Origin of the sequence: Myxococcus eversor (genome assembly GCF_010894455.1) — a bacterium.
In the GTDB taxonomy this organism is placed as follows: Bacteria; Myxococcota; Myxococcia; order Myxococcales; family Myxococcaceae; genus Myxococcus; species Myxococcus eversor.
On sequence record NZ_JAAIXY010000002.1, the window covers coordinates 336,298 to 352,475 of the forward strand.

The 16,178-nt window shown below is 71.3% G+C and carries 13 protein-coding genes; 5 read left to right on the top strand and 8 right to left on the bottom strand.

Going from position 1 to position 16,178, the window contains the following annotated elements; all coding sequences use genetic code 11:
- The first annotated feature begins 14 nt into the window (after positions 1 to 14).
- A complete protein-coding gene (locus tag G4D83_RS04850; protein WP_163863290.1) occupies positions 15 to 902 on the top strand; it encodes a tryptophan 2,3-dioxygenase family protein in 888 nt (295 codons plus the stop codon).
- Positions 899 to 1,933 (top strand): methyltransferase, encoded by a 1,035-nt coding sequence (locus G4D83_RS04855; protein WP_240356155.1) that lies wholly within the window; start codon positions 899 to 901, stop codon positions 1,931 to 1,933. Before G4D83_RS04850 ends, G4D83_RS04855 begins: the two co-directional genes overlap by 4 nt.
- A 167-nt stretch (positions 1,934 to 2,100) precedes the next feature.
- Here the strand turns inward: G4D83_RS04855 and G4D83_RS04860 are convergent, their stop codons facing one another.
- The gene (locus G4D83_RS04860; RefSeq protein ID WP_163863832.1) at positions 2,101 to 2,790 is read right to left on the bottom strand and encodes a response regulator transcription factor; all 690 of its coding nucleotides are present in this window, start codon (positions 2,788 to 2,790) and stop codon (positions 2,101 to 2,103) included.
- On the bottom strand, positions 2,780 to 2,923 hold the full coding sequence (locus G4D83_RS04865; RefSeq protein WP_163863292.1) for a hypothetical protein: 144 nt from the start codon (positions 2,921 to 2,923) through the stop codon (positions 2,780 to 2,782). The genes G4D83_RS04860 and G4D83_RS04865 overlap by 11 nt, the downstream gene beginning before the upstream one ends.
- A gap of 190 nt (positions 2,924 to 3,113) precedes the next feature.
- Between G4D83_RS04865 and G4D83_RS04870 the strand changes: the two genes are divergently transcribed.
- On the top strand, positions 3,114 to 4,343 hold the full coding sequence (locus G4D83_RS04870; protein ID WP_163863293.1) for a sensor histidine kinase: 1,230 nt from the start codon (positions 3,114 to 3,116) through the stop codon (positions 4,341 to 4,343).
- 209 nt (positions 4,344 to 4,552) lie between these two features.
- Positions 4,553 to 4,957, top strand: a complete 405-nt coding sequence (locus G4D83_RS04875; RefSeq protein ID WP_163863295.1) for a response regulator — start codon at positions 4,553 to 4,555, stop codon at positions 4,955 to 4,957.
- Positions 4,958 to 4,970: 13 nt separating this feature from the next.
- Here the strand turns inward: G4D83_RS04875 and G4D83_RS04880 are convergent, their stop codons facing one another.
- The gene (locus G4D83_RS04880) at positions 4,971 to 6,275 is read right to left on the bottom strand and encodes an ABC1 kinase family protein (RefSeq protein WP_163863297.1); all 1,305 of its coding nucleotides are present in this window, start codon (positions 6,273 to 6,275) and stop codon (positions 4,971 to 4,973) included.
- Between the two features lie 78 nt (positions 6,276 to 6,353).
- On the bottom strand, positions 6,354 to 8,231 hold the full coding sequence (locus tag G4D83_RS04885; RefSeq protein WP_240356157.1) for a serine/threonine-protein kinase: 1,878 nt from the start codon (positions 8,229 to 8,231) through the stop codon (positions 6,354 to 6,356).
- A 515-nt stretch (positions 8,232 to 8,746) separates the two neighbouring features.
- On the opposite strand from G4D83_RS04885, the gene G4D83_RS04890 reads away from it, so the two are divergent.
- Complete coding sequence (locus G4D83_RS04890) at positions 8,747 to 11,035, top strand: S41 family peptidase (RefSeq protein WP_163863301.1); 2,289 nt, start codon at positions 8,747 to 8,749, stop codon at positions 11,033 to 11,035.
- Here the strand turns inward: G4D83_RS04890 and G4D83_RS04895 are convergent.
- From G4D83_RS04895 to G4D83_RS04910, 4 genes are all read right to left on the bottom strand, one after another.
- On the bottom strand, positions 11,004 to 13,433 hold the full coding sequence (locus G4D83_RS04895) for a sensor histidine kinase (RefSeq protein WP_163863302.1): 2,430 nt from the start codon (positions 13,431 to 13,433) through the stop codon (positions 11,004 to 11,006). The genes G4D83_RS04890 and G4D83_RS04895 overlap by 32 nt on opposite strands.
- Positions 13,434 to 13,635: 202 nt before the next feature.
- On the bottom strand, positions 13,636 to 14,589 hold the full coding sequence (locus G4D83_RS04900) for an aldo/keto reductase (RefSeq protein WP_205522570.1): 954 nt from the start codon (positions 14,587 to 14,589) through the stop codon (positions 13,636 to 13,638).
- A 57-nt stretch (positions 14,590 to 14,646) separates the two neighbouring features.
- Positions 14,647 to 15,816 carry an alkaline phosphatase PhoX gene (locus G4D83_RS04905; protein WP_163863306.1) on the bottom strand — a complete coding sequence of 390 codons (1,170 nt, stop codon included), beginning with the start codon at positions 15,814 to 15,816 and terminating at the stop codon, positions 14,647 to 14,649.
- Positions 15,817 to 15,899: 83 nt separating this feature from the next.
- On the bottom strand, positions 15,900 to 16,166 hold the full coding sequence (locus G4D83_RS04910; RefSeq protein ID WP_163863308.1) for a DUF5985 family protein: 267 nt from the start codon (positions 16,164 to 16,166) through the stop codon (positions 15,900 to 15,902).
- Between the last annotated feature and the right edge of the window lie 12 nt (positions 16,167 to 16,178).

Below are 16,178 nucleotides of genomic sequence, written 5' to 3' on the forward strand. Positions count from 1 at the left end.
CTTCGGAGGGCACCATGCACACGCCACATGGTTACAGTTATGCGGAAAAGTTGCGGCAGGAACTGGATGAGCCTCTCTTCAACCCGATGTTGAAGAAATGGGTAGGCCGAGGAGAGCTCGACTACGAGGTCTACCTCAAGACGCCGCAGCTCCTGGCGTTGCAGGCCACCGAGGAGCAGCGCGTCTCGCATGACGAGCTGATGTTCCAGGTGGTGCACCAGGCGCAGGAGCTGTGGCTGAAGCTGGCCTCGCGCGAGGCGGTGGAAGTCGTGGCGGAGTTGGACCGCGACGCGCTGTGGGCGGCGTCCGCGCGGCTGGAGCGGGTGTCGCGCATCGTCCTGGGCCTGAAGTCGGAGCTGGCGGTGCTGGAGACGATGACGCCGGACACCTATCAGGTCATCCGTCGCAGCCTGGGCAATGGCAGCGGGCAGGAGTCCCCCGGCTACAACATGCTGCGCAAGGCGGCGGAGGGACTGGAGCAGGCCCTGGAGCGACTCCTCGCGCGCCGAGCGCGGACGTTGTTGGACGTGTACCGAGGCGGTCCTGACGACCTGAAGCGGTTGTGCGAGCAGTTCGTGGACGTGGACGAGGCCTTCCAGGGCTGGTTGCACGCGCACTTCCAGCTGGTGCGGCGCACCATCGGCGTGGACCGCTCCGTGAAGGCGCTGGACGGGCTGCCCACGCAGGTGCTGGCGGGGCGGATGACGCTTCCCCTGTTCCGCCAGCTCTGGGACGTGCGCGTGGAGCTGACGGCGGGGTGGCGGCGCGAGGGCGGCCATGCGCCAGGCGCCCGCCGCGAGGGCTGCATGGAGGGAGCGATGGGCGCCTACGCCACCGCGCCGATGGCGGCGGCCGGGTGCCCGGTGCACCCGGGAGGCTTCCCTCCCCGGGGCGAATCGTGACGTCGGGGCCGCGCCCGCTGGCCGAGTCACCTCGCGCGCTGTTGCACCTGCTCTACAACGGCGCCAGGGCGGTGGACGTGGTGGAGGCGTCGCTCCAACTGGGGCTGCTCGAGTCGCTGGAAGGCCCCACTCCCGTGTCGCTGGCGGAGCTGTCGGCGAAGCACGGCCTGGTGCCAGGACGGCTCTACAAGCTGCTGGACTGCCTGGAGAGCCTGGGCCTGGTGAGCCGCGCGCAGGACACGGACGCGCTCGCGTCCGCGCGCTACCACGCGGTGCCGGGGCTGCGCGAGGCGGCCATCGCCGTGGCGGGCCGGGAGAAGGACCGCGAGAAGTTCCCCTGGCGCGCGCTGCACGGGCGGCTGGGCGACGTCGTGCGCGGACAGCACTCCATCTCCCCGGACGACTTCGACTGGCCGCTGCGCACCCAGGAGCAGTTGGAGGGCTTCGAGACGAGCATGGCCGTGGGCCTGCCGCCCATCCTGGAGTCGCTGCGCCTGCACTCAGCGCGGCTGTGGAAGGGCGACGCGCGCGTGCTGGACGTGGGAGGCGGCGACGGCAGCCTCGCGGCGCTGCTCACGCGCGAGCACCCCACCCTGCGCACGGACGTCTACAACCTGCCGGCGACGGGCGCGCTGGTGGAGCGCACGCGCGAGCGCTTCGGCCTGACGCCGTCCCAGTTGGGCTTCGTGGGCGGCGACTTCCTCACCGAGCCCCTGCCCCAGGGCTACGACGTGCTGACGTTCGTCCGCGTGCTGCACGACTGGTCCGCGCAGACGGCGCAGTCGCTGCTGAAGGCCGCGTGGGCGGCGCTCCCGTCCGGTGGCCGCGTGGTCATCTGCGAGGAGTTCCGCACGCCCGAGCGTCTGGCCGCGCAGTTCTTCTGGACGTACTTCCTCATCGGCGTGGACTCGTGCGTCAGCCGGCTGCGCGAGGTGGAGCTGTACCTCCAGATGCTCCAGGACGCGGGCTTCCACGAGCTGGAGGTGCTGCGCGGCGGGCCCTTCGAGCTGGTGACGGCCGTGAAGCGCTGAAGACAGCACGGGCCAGGGCAGGCACTGCGTCTCCTCTGCCCTGGCCCGATGGGGACCTTCCTCACGACGACCCGTGCGCTGGGGGGAGGGGAGGAGCGCCAGGGTCCACGCACCCTGACATGCCCGCGCTCGCGCGCCCATTGCCTGCAAGTGCCGGCCCCGGGGACTCAGACTCCTGCTGGCCGGTGAACACCCAGCTGGCACCCGAGCACCGCCAGCTGCGTGCGGTTCTCCGAGCCCAGCTTCTTGTAGATGCTGGTGATGTGCGCCTTCACCGTGCGCTCGGTGATGCTCAGGCACGCGGCGATTTTCAGGTTGTCCGCGCCCGCGGCCACGTAGCCCAGCACCTCCCGCTCGCGCGGCGTCAGGAGCCCCAGCTCCACGCCGCCCATGGGGACCTCCTCCTGCTGCACGAAGCCCGGGACGGAGGGTACCCAGGAAAGCCCCGTGGGCATCAGCCGCTCTCCGCGCGCGACGCGAGTCACCGCTTCGACGACCTCCGCGCAGCCCACGTTGTGTTTCCACAGGTAGCCCGCGGCGCCCGCCTGGAGGCACTGCTCCACCACCTCGGGCTCATGGTGGCTCGACAACACCAGCGCCTTCACCGACGGATAGAAGTCGTGCAGACACTGCAGCGCCGTCATCCCCGTGGCCGTTCCGTCCTGGTCCGGGGGTTCCAACCGCAAGTCCAGCACGGCCACGTGCGGCATCTGCTCCCGCACTCTCGCCAGGAAAGGCGGTGTCTGTGCGCAGCGCGCCACCACGTCCATTCCAGCGCTCTCCAGCACCAACACCAGACTCTCCCTGAAGACCTGCTGGTCTTCCAAGAGGGCCACTCGGATTCGCTCATTGGAAATGTCTGTTGTCATCACCACTCCAGATGCCACCAGCGCTCTTGGGATTCAGCACGGCGAGCGCCACTCCAGCTGCCTTGTTCATCAGAGGATGTTCAAAGAGTGTGCAGGGAACGTTCAGGGTGAGCAGTGCCATCGTTCCGGGGGACCTCCATTCACAGGACGGAGCTGGGGGTGTTTCTTCACCCATATTCCAGACATCCAGACTCCGGGCACCGGGGATTGGACACACAGTCCACACAAGACATACCCGTGCGGGCAAGACGTCCGCGCTGGTGGGTCCCCCTCTCTTGTCGCCGCCATCGGCCTGGGTTACAGCTCAAGGCATGTCACCCGCGTCTTCACCTGGGAATGAGCTCAAGGCCATCCTCGAAAAGGTAAGAAAGACACACGGCCCTGACTTCGAGCACGAGCCGCTGGCCCCCGCCAGACATTCCTGGGCCCTGGAAGGCATCGCGGGCGCGCTCGCGGTGCTGCGGGGTGACGTGGTGCAGTGGGTCAACCTGCGCTGGCAATCCCTGACGTTGGCGCGGGGCCCGTGGCGTCGGCTGACGGACAGCGGGCAGGAGGAGGGGCCCTCGCTGCTCACGTTGCGCAGCGTCGTCGCCGCGGAGGCCCGTGCGCTCGAGGGGGCTTCGGAGGACGCGGCCCGCACCACGCGCTACAGCTACGCGGGAGGTCACCAGCAGATGGAGGTGTGCGTCTGCCGCGTCAGCCCCGACGTGCCGGTGGTGCTGGTGCTCGCCCAGGATGTGACCGAGCAGGTTCGCGTGGAGGAGACGCTGGAGCGCGAGCGCCGCGCGCTGGCCGAGCGGGAGCACCTGCGCATGCTGAGCGAGCAGGCCTCCGGCATCGCACATGACCTGAGCAGTCTGCTGGTGGCGATGAAGCTGCGGCTGGAGATGCTCCAGATGAGCGACGCGAAGCAGCAGCGGGCCCCCGCCGCGGCGCCGCCCGCGCACGTGGACACCCTGCTGCGCATCGTCGCGGACGCCACCACCCGGCTGTCGCGCCTGCGGGACTTCGCGCGCCAGCGGCCGGAGTCGCCGGTGGAGCCCGTGCAGTTGGCGGACGTGGTGCGCGACTCGGTGGAGATCGCCCGCGACGAGCTGGAGTCCCGGGCCTCGAGGCAGGGGCTGACGCTGCTCCTGGACGTGGACGTGCCCCGGCTGCCGCTGGTGGAGAGCTCCGCGGCCGACTTGCGCTGCGTCGTCCTCAACCTGCTGCGCAACGCGCGCGACGCCATGCCCCAGGGCGGCACCCTGCGCGTGCGCGGACGCCCGGCGCTGGGCCACGCCATCATCACCGTGGAGGACGAGGGCACCGGCATCCCCGAGGAGCACCTGCTCTCCATCTTCCAGCCCTTCTTCACCACCAAGGGCCAGCACGGCACCGGGCTGGGGCTGTCCATGGCCCATGACGTGGTGACGCGCGCGCATGGCACCCTCACCGCCGCCAACCGCCCGGAGGGAGGCGCCATCTTCACCATCACCCTGCCCTCCCTGCAGCGAAAGGCCCCCGCCCGGGAGCGCCCCGCCTCCTGGCGCTCCGGCTGACCGTCCCCGAGTCCGGAGGCCCCGGGCGGGTGGAGTCCCACCCGGACCACCCGTCACGTCCTGCCGCCGTCACGAGAAAGTCGGGCCCCCCGAGGAAGGGGGATGGCGACAGGGACGCGCGCCTAGGTGATAATCCGTAGGCCACCCGGCCTGGTGGCGATATCCGGTGGGCGGCGGCACCCAATCCGCGCTCTCAAGGGGGAGGCGTCATGTCGGAGAAGAAGATCCGCGTGCTGGTGGTGGATGATGACCAGGAGCAGCTCGACCTGGCGGAGCGCTCGCTGTCCGCGTATGGCTTCGATGTTCGCACGCACCGCTCGTCGCTGGGCGTCTCCAACCTGGTGCGCACGACGCTGCCGGACCTGGTGCTGCTGGACGTCAACATCCCCGCGCTCACCGGGGACAAGGTGCTGACGCTGGCGCGGGGACAGGCCCCGGCCGGCACGCGCTTCGTGCTCTTCTCCGCCTCCGACGAGTCCAAGCTGCGCGCGCTGGCCCTGGCCTCGGGCGCGGACGGCTACATCACCAAGAGCACCCAGGGCGAGGAGCTGGCCAAGAAGCTCCACGCCATCCACGCCAAGGGCCGCACCGGAGCGTCCGCGCCGGCCCCGTAGGGCCCGCCCCGCTTCAGCTCAACAGCTCCGCCATCTCCAGGAAGACGCCGCGGAAGTCACCCCGCGCGCCGATGAGCCGCAGGTTCTGCGCCAGCCCACCCGTGGAGCGGAAGAACATCACCGCTTCCGCCGGCGGCTTGATTTTGAGGAAGCGCGCCGCGTTGCGGGTGAAGTGGTTGCGCATGTCGCGGGTGATTTCGCAGGACATGTAGTCGTACGGCGTCAGCCGCATGGGCCTGCCGGCGATGTGCAGCACCTCGCGGATCAACTCCGCGGCCTCCTCGCCGGGCAGCTCCACCGTGAAGCCCACCTCCTGGCTCAGCCGGAGGATATCCATGGGCTCCAGCCGCATGGACTGCAGGAACATGCGCCGGTTGGCGTCCACGAAGCGCGGGCTGAAGCGCTTGATGGAGCCGAAGTCCAACAGCCCCAGCCGCCCGTCCGGCATCACCATGAAGTTGCCCGGGTGCGGGTCCGCGTGGATTTCGCCCGAGCCGAAGAAGGGCCCGTACGTCGCGCGGATGAGCTGCCGCGACACGCGGAAGCGCTCGTCGTTGGAGTCCACCGTCGTCACCCAATCCTTCAGGGTGGGCCCCTCCAGCAGCTCCAGCGTCAGCACGCGCTCGGCGCTGTGGCTGGCGATGACCTTCGGGACGTACAGGTCCTTCAGGTCCGCCACCCCGCGCGCGAAGCCCTCCGCCAGCGAGGCCTCTCGGCGGTAGTCCAGCTCCAGCAGCAGCTCGTCGCGGAACTCGTTGAAGTAGGCGGAGCCGTCCATCAGCCGCGACGCCATCGAGACTGTCTTCACGACGAGGCCCAGGTTCTCCATGTCGTGGGTGAGCGACTCGGCGATGCCCGGGTACTGGACCTTCACGGCGACGACGCGGCCGTCCTCCAGCACCGCGCGGTGCACCTGGCCCAGCGACGCGGCGGCCAGCGGCTCCTTGCTGAACTCGCGGAAGGCGTCCTCGGGAGAAGCCCCCAGCTCCTGGCGCACCACGCGCGTCACCATGTCGTAGGACATGGCGGGGGCCTGGTTCTGCAGCCGCGCCAGCACCTGCCGCACCTCCGGGGTGAGCAGGTCCGGGTCCATGGAGATGGCCTGGCCCAGCTTCATGGCCGCGCCCTTGAGCTCCCCCAGGGTGGCGACGAGCTTCTCCGCGGAGCTCTTGCTGAGCAGCTCCGGCGTGCCGCCAGCCAGGCGCTTCGCGCTGCTCTTGAGCACGTCGGTGCCCACCTGCATGGAGAGGCCCGCCAGCTTGCGCAGCCGGGTGAAGCGCCCTTGAGGAGGAAGCGAGTCGTCGGAGTCAGAGGCCATGGGTACCCCTGGATTAACGAGGAGGCACCCCCAGGACGCAAGACACCGCCCTGCTTCCTTCAACGCCCGTCCGCCCGCCTAACGCGGTGTGGGCGTGTTGCGCAGCCGGGCCCGCATGGCGCGCCAGCGCTTGAGGCCCTCCAAATCCAGCGGATCCATCCTCACGGCCTGCTCGTAGGCGGCGAGCGCCTCCTGGAGCCTGCCCACCGAGGAGAGCGCGTCACCGGACAGCCGCTGCACCGCCGCGCGGCCGTCCCGGCCGGGGAACTCGGTGAGGAAGCGGCGGCGGCAGTGCTCCAGCGCGGTGGCGGTGAGGCCCGCGGCGAGGCAGCGCTCCACACCCTCCACGTTGCCCAGCCTCGCGTCGTATTCAGCCCGTCGCTCCACATGACCCAGCACGTGGAGCGCGGTGGCCACCCGCTCGCCCACCCGCTCCAACTGGGCGCGCTGGCCCAGGGACAGGTTGCGGCTCTTGAGCGGCTCCAGCGCGGTGCGCGCGCGGCTCGCTCCCGCGCGCAGCGTCTCCGGGGTGGCGTCGCGAGGCACCTCGAGCACCGCGTAGTGGTCGCCCGCCAGGCGGGCCCGGAAGCCCTGGAGCACCCGCTCCGCCACCGCGTCCTCCTGCATGGGGGACGGCGGAGGCGTGGGCGGCTCCAGCCGGACGCCGGACTTCACCCGCGCCAGCGCTTCATGGAAGGCCGGCGAGTTGTCGCGAAGCTGCACGCCGAAGCCCGGCGTCATCCGCCACGCCCGGGCCTGCTCCTCCGTCACGTGACGCACCACCTGGCCGGTGCAGGCCAGCTCACCGCCGGGCAGCCTCAAGAGGAGGCCCACGTCGGACAGGAGCGGCGGCGGGGCCGCGCTGGTGTGGAGGAAGATGCCGGCGCGGCCCACCCACTCGCAGCGCAGCTCCTGCGAGTGCGGCGTGCCCGCCATGCGCACCCGCGCGGTGAAGCCGGGAACGGGGGGCTCGGGCTCCGGCGCGAGCGCGGTGGCCAGCGCCGCGCGCAGGTCCGCGGCCTGGGCGAAGCGGTCCGCCGGACGCTTGGCCAGCGCGCGCAGGAGCACGCGGGACAGCGCGGGCGGCACACCGGGCTGCACCTCGTGCGGCGGCACCGGCTGCTTCTGGAGGTGACCGATGAGCACCTCCGCCGCCGTGCGCCCCGCGAAGGGCACGCGCCCGGTGAGCAGGAAGTAGCCCAGCACGCCCACCGCGTAGATGTCCGTGCGCGCGTCCACCACGTCGTCGCCGCACTGCTCGGGCGCCATGAACTCCGGCGTCCCCAGGAGCACTCCCACTTCCGTGGTGTGCAGTCCCGCGGGACGCGACAAGAGCTTGGCGATGCCGAAGTCCAACAGCTTCACGCGCTGGCGGCCCAACAGCCCCGGCACCAGGAAGACGTTGGCCGGCTTCAAGTCGCGGTGGACGATGCCGTGCGCGTGCGCGGCGCCCAGCGCGTCACACACCTGCGAGAGCAGATTGACCACCAGCGCCGGAGCGAGCGGCCCCTGCGCGAAGGCCGCCAGGCTCTGCCCCTCCAGGTACTCCATGACGAGGTAGGGGCGCCCTTCGCGCACGTCCAGGTCGTAGAGCGCGACGACATTCTCGTGCTGCACCACCGTCAGCGTGCGCGCCTCCGACAGGAAGCGGGCGACGAGGTCCGGGTCCTGCGCCAGGTGCGAGTGCAGCACCTTGATGGCGACGCGCTTCTGGATGAGGGCGTGCTCGGCCAGCATCACCGTGCCCATGCCGCCCCGGCCCAGCTCCTTCAAGAGCTTGAAGTGCCCCAGTTGCTGCCCCACCAGCGAATTGGCGGGCGTGGCGGGCACCGGCGTGGGCTCCACCAACATCGGCGGCGGAGTCCCCGCGTACAGCATCGTGTTGCCCTCCGCGGGCGTGGGCCGATGAGGACGCACCCAGGTCGGGCAGTCACTCGGGTCGGAGTGCGAAGGCACGCAGGAGCAGGTGGCGTTCTGGAGGAACACGGGAGCGGGATGAGGACGGCGGGGACAGGGGTCTATTGCGGCGGGTATCTGCGAGCCATGTGCCACCCGGGATTCAACCGCGCTGGCACTGGATCTTCATGCGGAAGGCCTTGAAGGACTTTGGGTTCCGGACAGTGGCGGGAGAACACCTCCCGTCTGGCTGAAATTGTCCCCTTCTCTCTCCGCAGAAACTACAGCCATTCGGTTGAAAACATTACCGCCAGCCTCGCTTTCGGCGGGCTTGTTACAGGGAATCCATTTCTCTCTGTAGCACTGTCGTGTTTTCAGGAAGACGTTCCTCGCCTTTCCGGAGTCAGCCCCCCGCCCTTCGAAGAGACGCATGGGGTCGGGTTCCTTGAGTCGAAAGATGTGACGAGGGTGCACGGGCCGCTGGAAGGCCCCGCGCTACAGGTCGCTCCGCGCGGGAACCTTTCTCGAGAAGGGGGTGTCTGGCGCGCCGCTGGGGCCGTCCTCGAGAGGTGGAAGTGGAACACGCGCGCGTCTGGGAGCTGACAGTCTGGATGGGTTGTGTCGTCGCGGTGGCACTGAGTCCGGGACTCACGGGGCGGGCGTTCGCCCAGGAGCCACCGGCCTCGCGCGTGAAGCCCGACACGGCCCTGGAGAACGCCGCCGTCCTGGGGCGCGTCTGGGGCACGGTGAAGTACGTGCACCCCGCGCTCGCCTTCCGCGCGATGGACTGGGACGCGGCCCTGGTGGAGTCACTCCCGGGCGCGCTCGCGGCGAACACCCCGGAGGCGCTGGCCGCGTCGGTGGGCACGTTGTTGCGCCGGCTGGAGGACCCGCTCACCCGCGTCGAACCCGAGCCCTCCGCGCCGCCCGCGTCCCATGAGCCGTCAGGCCCGCTCACCCGCTGGTCCGGTGACGTGCTGGTGCTGGATTTGGACCGGCGCTTCACGAACTTCAACGCGCTGTATCCCGCGATGACGGCGGTGGGGCCGGAGCTCGCCCGCGCGCGCCGCGTCGTCGTGGACCTGCGCGCCAGCGGTCCCGACGAGGCCCTCTGGATGGAGCTGGCGCTGGGCTTCCTGGAGCGCTCGCTCCCCTCGGAAGTGGTGACGGCTCCGGCGGAGCGCTTCCGCGTGTACTCGGGCTTTCCCGTGCAGGTGGGGCCGAGCTCCGGGGACTACAGCGCCTCGGTGGAGACGCGGCTGGCGCGGACCTTCACGCCCGCGCCCCAGACGCCGAAGCGCTCGCGGGTCCTCCTCGTCAACGGCCGCACGCCCCTGTCTCCCCTGCTGCTCGCCCTGCTCTCCTCGCCTCGCACGCGGCTCGTCACCCAAGGCGCGCTGGATGAGGCCTCCGCCGTGAAGACTCGCGCCCTGTCTCTTCCCGGAGGCCAGCGCGCGGTGGTGCGCGCCTCGGAGCTGGTGTTCCCCTCCGGCTCATCGGGGCTGCGCGCGGACGTCACCGTGCCCGCCAACGCGGACGAGGGCGACACCGGCCCCGCGTTCCAGGCCGCGCTCCGGCTGCTGCGCGCGGGCACGCCGAAGGCCTCCGCGCGTGTCGCGGCGAAAGACTCGGGGCTCCCCGTCGGCGGCCCGGATGACGCGTACGCGGCCATGACGTACCCGTCCGAGCCCTACCGGATGCTCGCGGTCATCCGCTTCTGGAACGTGATGCGCCTCTTCCACCCGGACCCCAAGGCCCTGCGGGATTGGGACGCGGTGCTGCCGGAGTTCCTCGGCCGGGCCCGCGCGGCCCAGGACTCGCGCGCGTACACGCAGGTGCTCTACGCGCTGTCCGCGCGAGTCTCCGACGGCCACGTCTTCGTCGCGGAGAGCGGCCAGCCCCTGCGCTCGCTCGCGGAGGCCACCGCGCCCCTCGTCCTGCGCGCGGTGGAGGGACGCTTCCTGGTGGCGGAGCTGCCCGTGCCCGAGGCCGCGCGCGCCGCCGGCATCGGCGTGGGGGACGAGGTGTTGACCATCGACGGGGAGCCGGTGGCCACGCGCGCCGCGCGCTTCTCTGGCCTGCTCGGCGCCTCGCACGACGCGGCCCGCGCCGCTCGCGTGGCCAGCCTGCTGCTCGCGGGCGCGGACGGAAAACCCGTGGAGGTGATGACCCAGGGCGTGGATGGACGCATGAAGGAATCGCGGCTGCCCCGCTCGCGCGACTTCCTCCCGTTCCTCCGCCCTCCCGTCCAGGACGACGCGCCGTGGAAGCAGCTCGACGGCGGCGTGGGCTACGTGGACTTGAGACGGCTGCGCGCCGACTCGGTGGACGGGATGTTCGAGGCGATGAAGGACACGCGTGCCCTCGTGCTCGACTTGCGCGGCTATCCCCAGGGCAGCGCCTGGGCGCTGGCGCCGCGACTCAACACCCGGGGCGCCACGGCGTCCGCGTTCATCACCCGCCCGCTGCTATCCGCGGGAGAGGCGCGGGAGGTGCGAGCCCCGGACACGCTGCCCGCTGGCGACAAACCCCGCTACCCCGGCCGCGTCGTCGTGCTCGTGGACGAGCGGACGCTGAGCCAGGGTGAATACACGGCCATGATGATTCAAGCGGCGTCCGGCGCGCGCCTGGTGGGCAGCGCCACGGCGGGCGCGGTGGGCGACACCACCAACGTCTGCCTGCCCGGCGACGTCTGCGTGCTCTTCACCGGTCAGCGCTTCGAGACGCCCGACGGCCGCGCGGTGCAGGGCGTGGGGCTGCGCCCGGACGTGGAGGTCCACCCCACCGTGCGCGGCCTGCGCGCCGGACGCGACGAGGTGCTGGAGCGCGCCCTCACCCTGCTGCGCGAGGCAGGTGCACGGTGAAGACGGAGCCCACGCCCTCGCGGCTCTCCACCTCGATGCGACCGCCCATCGCCTCGACAATCTGCCGGCTGATGTAGAGCCCCAGGCCCAGCCCTCCGTAGTGCCGCTCCGACACCGCGCGCTCGAAGCGGCCGAAGAGGCGCGGCAGGTCCGTCTCGGAGATGCCGATGCCCTCGTCCCGCACCGACAGCAGCACCTGGTCCTCGCCCGCCGCCGCGGCCGTCACCTGCACGGGCCTGCCCGCGCCGTACTTGGCCGCGTTGGTGAGCAGGTTCACCAGCACCTGGTCCAACCGGAGCGAGTCCCACCGGCCCTGGAGCGGCGCTGGGATGTCCACGCGCACCGAGCACCCCGCCACCGCGAACACCTCCTCCATCCGCTCCACCGCGTCGCGCACCGCCTGGCCCAGGTCCACCTCCGTGGGCTCCAGCGCCAGCCGGCCCAGCGACACGCGGCTGACGTCCAGCAGGTGGTCCACCAGCGAGGCCAGCCGCTGCACCTGACGCATCGCCGTGGACAGCCGGGGCGCCACCTTGTGGCGCGAATCCCCGCTGAGCGCCCGGTCGATGAGCCCATGCTGGAGCTTGAGGCTCGTCAGCGGCGTCTTCAGCTCGTGGCTCGCCACCGACAGGAACTCGTCGCGCAGCCGCACCGCCGCCTGCGCGTCCCGGTACAGCGACGCGTTCTCCAGCGCCACCGCCACCCGCCGCGCCAGCTCCTCCATCATCGACACGTCCGACATGGCCAGCGGCCGCTGCGGCGGCGACGTGCCCAGCGTGATGACGCCCAGCGTGCGTCCGCGCGTGCGCACCGGCACCACCAGCAGCGACGCGGGCCTCAGGGCCTCCAGCAGCGCGCGCTGGTGCACGGAGCTCTCCGACAGCCGCTCGCACAGCGCCGCGTCCACGTCCGGCACGAAGCGCGGCTCTCCCGACTGGAAGCACTCGCGCGACAGGGACAGGGCGCCCTCTCCGCCCAGCACGGAGAGCACGGAGGCATTGCGTGAAGGCTCCTGGTGCGCGGACGCCACGCACCGCAGGGAGCCATCCGGCCCCACCAGCTCCACCAGACAACTGGAGGCCACGCTGCTCGCGGCCACGCGGGCCACGTGCTCCAGCGTCCACTCCACGTCGTCCAGGTGCTCCGCCAGCGCGCGGCTCGCCTCCAGCAGGAAGAAGAGCCGCTCCTCGGCCTCCTTGCCCATCTGCAGCGCGTGGTGCAGCCGCTCGCCGCGCTCGCGCAGCGTCCCGTACAGCGCCGCGCGCTCCAGCGCCTGCGAGCACTGGTGGGCCAACGCCTCCAGGAAGGAGCGCTCCAGCGGAGCGAACACGCGCGGCGCGTTCCACGCCAGCCCCACGAAGCCCAGAATCCCCCGCTCCGTCAGCAGCGGGAGGACCGCGCGCGCGCCCTCGCCCAGCGCCTCCAGGTCGCGCCCCACGATGCCCGCCAGGGGAAGCACGTCCTCCAGTTGGGAGAACCACTGTGCCTCGCGCCGCTCCATCGCGAGCGCCAGCATGGGCAGGCCCGACACCCGCTGCCCGTCGATGGCGTCCAGCCAATCCCGCGAGTAGCCGCTGGCGCCGAGCGCTCGCAGGCAGCCCTCGTCGGTCAGCTCCACGAAGGAGACACGCGCCGCGCCCGAGGCCTCCAGCCCGTCGCGCACCAGCACCCGCGCCACGTCCTCGGCGGTGGCCGCGCGGGACAGCGCCGCCGTCACCAGTTGCAGCCGCGAGGAGAAGGACTGGGCCGCGCGCGCCTCCTCGTACAGGAGCGCGTTGTCCATGGACAGGCTGGCGCGGCGGGACAGCTCCATCGCCACATCCACGTCCGGCGCATCGAAGGAAGCCACCCTGTCACCTCGCACCAGCGACATGGCGCCGAGCACCCGTCCCCGCGCCACCAACGGCAGGATGAGCGCCGCCCGGCTGCCCAGGCTCCGGACGCCGTCGAGCTGCTCGGTGGCGCGCACCAGCCCCGGCAACAGCTCCTCCGTCACCACCGGCAGCGCCACCGGACGTCCGGTGCGCAGGGCCTCGGAGATGCCACCCGGGGACACCAGGTCCACGGGCCACAGCCGGGCCAGCTCGTGCACCAGCTCCACCTTCTCCGGCTCCCGGTGCGCCGCGGCCACGCGCTCCACGCGCCCGTCCTCGGCGATGACGTCCACCGCGCACCAGTCCGCCAGCACCGGCACCGCCAGCTCCGCCAGCCGCTGGAGCACCGTGCGCCACTCCAGCGACGTGCCCAACAGCTCGCCCGCGCGGGCCAGGAAGACCAGGCGCGCGTCCTCCGGGGAAATCGGCGGCTGCGCGTGGAGCTCGGAGGGAGGCTCGACGCGGCGGGGGTTCCCGGCGTCATCGCGGGAGGTGGCAGTGGACGAACCGGACTCGGCGGACATGGAGGCAGACCACGCTGGAAGAGAAGCGCCGCGCGACATCAGACCCCGAGGCTAGAGACGTCCCGGAGGCGTCAACAATGCCGTCTGTCTTCGAGGACAGGGAGACTGTCCAGTGTCGGACCGGTGAGACGTTGAGTCCCGCGCGTGCGCCCGCTTCGAACACCACGCGTACGGAATGACTCGGGACTGGGAGGACGCGGACTCAGCTCGCGGCGGCGGCCGTCGGCGGGTTCCACCACACGCCGCCCTTGCCTTCCATGGCGGCCTTCGCGCGCTCGCGCACGTCGGCCCGCTCCTCCATGGACAAGGGACGCGCCGAGTGGGCCGCGCCGAGCGCCGCGTCCTGCTCGTTGGGGTGGCTCATCCCCATCAACATGACGTCCGGGTCCAACGACAGCGTGTAGCGCACGCACTCCTCCACGCTCAGGTGCGGCAGGAGCGGCGCGTCCCGGTCCTCGCGTCCGCCGGAACCCACCTTGCCACGTGGGCGGGCCTCCAGCGGACGGCCATACCCCTCCGTGTCGCCCAACAGCTTGCCCGCGCCGAACGTCTTGAACGACACCACGCCCACGCCGCGCGAGCGCGCCAGCGGCAGCACGTCCTCCACGTAGCGCAAGTCCACGAAGGGCCCCAGCGGGAACATCACCACGTCGCACAGCCCGGAGTTCACCGCCGCGCGCAGCACGTCCGGATGGTGGCTGGAGATGCCCCGGAAGCGCGCCTGTCCCGCGCTCACGCACCGGCCCAATTGCTCCAGGCCTCCGCCCGGCGCCGCCAGTTGCTCCCACGCGGACGGCTCCGACACGGCATGGAAGGCGAACAGGTCCACCGTCGCGTGGCCCAGCCTCTTCAAGCTGGCCTCCACCTGCGGCGCCACCGGCGCGTCGAGCACGTCCACCTTGTCGATGAGGAACACGTGCTCGCGCCGGCCGCGCAGCGCCTCGCCCACCACCTCCTCGCTCAACCCCTCCTCGTAGTTGGGCGCGGTGTCGATGACGTTCAGCCCCGCGTCCAGGGCGCGGCGCAGCGTGGCGACGAGCGCCTCGCGGGGCGCCGAGCGGTCGGCGATGTCACCGATGCCCACCGCCGTGGCGACGAAGCCGGTGCGGCCCAGGGCGCGGCGGGGCGTGAAGCGGGGCAGTGGACTCACGGACATGCCCCGGGTTGTGCAAGAGGCCCTCCCTCGTCGTCAAGGCACGCGGCGCGCGAAGGTTCAGCGGAAGGGCCCTGTGACTTCGAACGTCACGCCCGCGTTGAGCGAGTTCGTCGTCCCGCGCTGCGAGCTGAAATACAGCCTGCGTCCATCCGGACTGAAGGCCGGCCCCGTCAGCTCCGAGCCCGCGTGGCCCTGCACTCGCAAGAAGCTGGCGACGATGCGCTGGGGGCCCGGGGTGATGAGACAGATTTCCAGGTTGCCGCCGTCCTCCGCGACGAAGAGGTCACCCGAGCGCGACACCACCACGTTGTCCACGCCCGACAGCGGCGAGCCCGGATACAGGGACGTGGCGTAGATGAGCTCCAGCTTCCCCGTGGCCGGCGTGTGCGCCCACACGCGGTTGTCGCCCTTGGTGGTGAAGTAGATGACGCCGCCGTCGTACCAGCAGCCCTCGCCGCCGTTGAACCCCGTCGTCCGCGCCGCCACGTCGGGCTGGAGCGACGCGGACCTGTCCGCCCCGCATGGCACCCAGCGCACCGTCGCATTCCCCGTCAGCGCATTGCCCGTCACATGGGCCGCCTCCAGCGTGCCCTCCGCCAGCACCGGCCACGCGGACGGAGTGAAGCGATACAGCCGCCCCATCGGATGGTCCTCCGTCAGGTAGAGCCGGCCACCGTCCGGGTCCACCGCCACCGCCTCGTGGGGGAACGTCCCGAGCGCGCCGCGCACCACGCCCTGCGAGGCCTTGACCGGGTTGCACTCCCAGACGCGTCCGGCGCCGTGCTCCTCGCACGACAGCCACGTGCCCCAGGGCGTCGGTCCCCCCGCGCAGTTCATCCGCGTGCCGGCCAGGATGCGGTACGCGGCCACCACGCTCCCACCGCCGTTGAAGCGCAGCGCGCCGACACCTCCGGGGTTGCCCTCGCTGTTGGACACGTACACCCAGCCGCCGTCGGGCCTCGCGAAGCAGGCGCCACCGTCCGGCGCGGGGTGCCACACATAGCCGGAGTTCCCCACCGACTGTCCCGAGCGGGCCACGATTCGCGAGGTGAAGCCCGCCGGAAGCCGCAGGCCGTTGACGTCCCCGCCGCCGGACATCGCCCCGTAGGGACTCACGCCCGGTTGGGCCGGCGCCGCGTAGGCCTCCTTCCAGAACGAGGGGCCCCAGGCGAGCGCTCCACCTCCGAGCGCGGAGAGACGAAGAAAGCCACGGCGACTCAGACGCATGTGCGGGTTCTCCTGTGCGAGCAGGAAAACCACCCACCCCGCCCCTCACCACTGAACGCGGCGCGAGCGTGAGGCCCGCGACATCACCCGCGTCGACTCGCGCGGTTCTTGTCCCAGATGGCGTAGAGGATGATGAGGAAGGCGACAAGCCGCGCCACGTAGAGGTAGTAGGTGCGCTCGTCCAGCGAGTCCATCAGCGCCAACACCGCCGAGTTCACCCCCAGCAGCGCGAACGCGAGCGAGAAGAAGGCGAACAGGCGCTCGTGCGACTGCTTCCAGAAGCGCAGGAAGAACAAGGCGCAGGCCAACCAACCCATCGCCGCCGCGCCGTTGAGCATGGACCTGAGCATGGGCGAGTTACC

What these genes read in the sequence shown, in the direction of transcription:
- G4D83_RS04895 (WP_163863302.1), bottom strand. Translation starts at nt 13,433, where the DNA reads ATGTCCGCCGAGTCCGGTTCGTCCACTGCCACCTCCCGCGATGACGCC.
- G4D83_RS04865 (WP_163863292.1), bottom strand. Translation starts at nt 2,923, where the DNA reads ATGGCACTGCTCACCCTGAACGTTCCCTGCACACTCTTTGAACATCCT.
- G4D83_RS04905 (WP_163863306.1), bottom strand. Translation starts at nt 15,816, where the DNA reads ATGCGTCTGAGTCGCCGTGGCTTTCTTCGTCTCTCCGCGCTCGGAGGT.
- G4D83_RS04880 (WP_163863297.1), bottom strand. Translation starts at nt 6,275, where the DNA reads ATGGCCTCTGACTCCGACGACTCGCTTCCTCCTCAAGGGCGCTTCACC.
- G4D83_RS04870 (WP_163863293.1), top strand. Translation starts at nt 3,114, where the DNA reads ATGTCACCCGCGTCTTCACCTGGGAATGAGCTCAAGGCCATCCTCGAA.
- G4D83_RS04875 (WP_163863295.1), top strand. Translation starts at nt 4,553, where the DNA reads ATGTCGGAGAAGAAGATCCGCGTGCTGGTGGTGGATGATGACCAGGAG.
- G4D83_RS04900 (WP_205522570.1), bottom strand. Translation starts at nt 14,589, where the DNA reads ATGTCCGTGAGTCCACTGCCCCGCTTCACGCCCCGCCGCGCCCTGGGC.
- G4D83_RS04910 (WP_163863308.1), bottom strand. Translation starts at nt 16,166, where the DNA reads ATGCTCAGGTCCATGCTCAACGGCGCGGCGGCGATGGGTTGGTTGGCC.
- G4D83_RS04850 (WP_163863290.1), top strand. Translation starts at nt 15, where the DNA reads ATGCACACGCCACATGGTTACAGTTATGCGGAAAAGTTGCGGCAGGAA.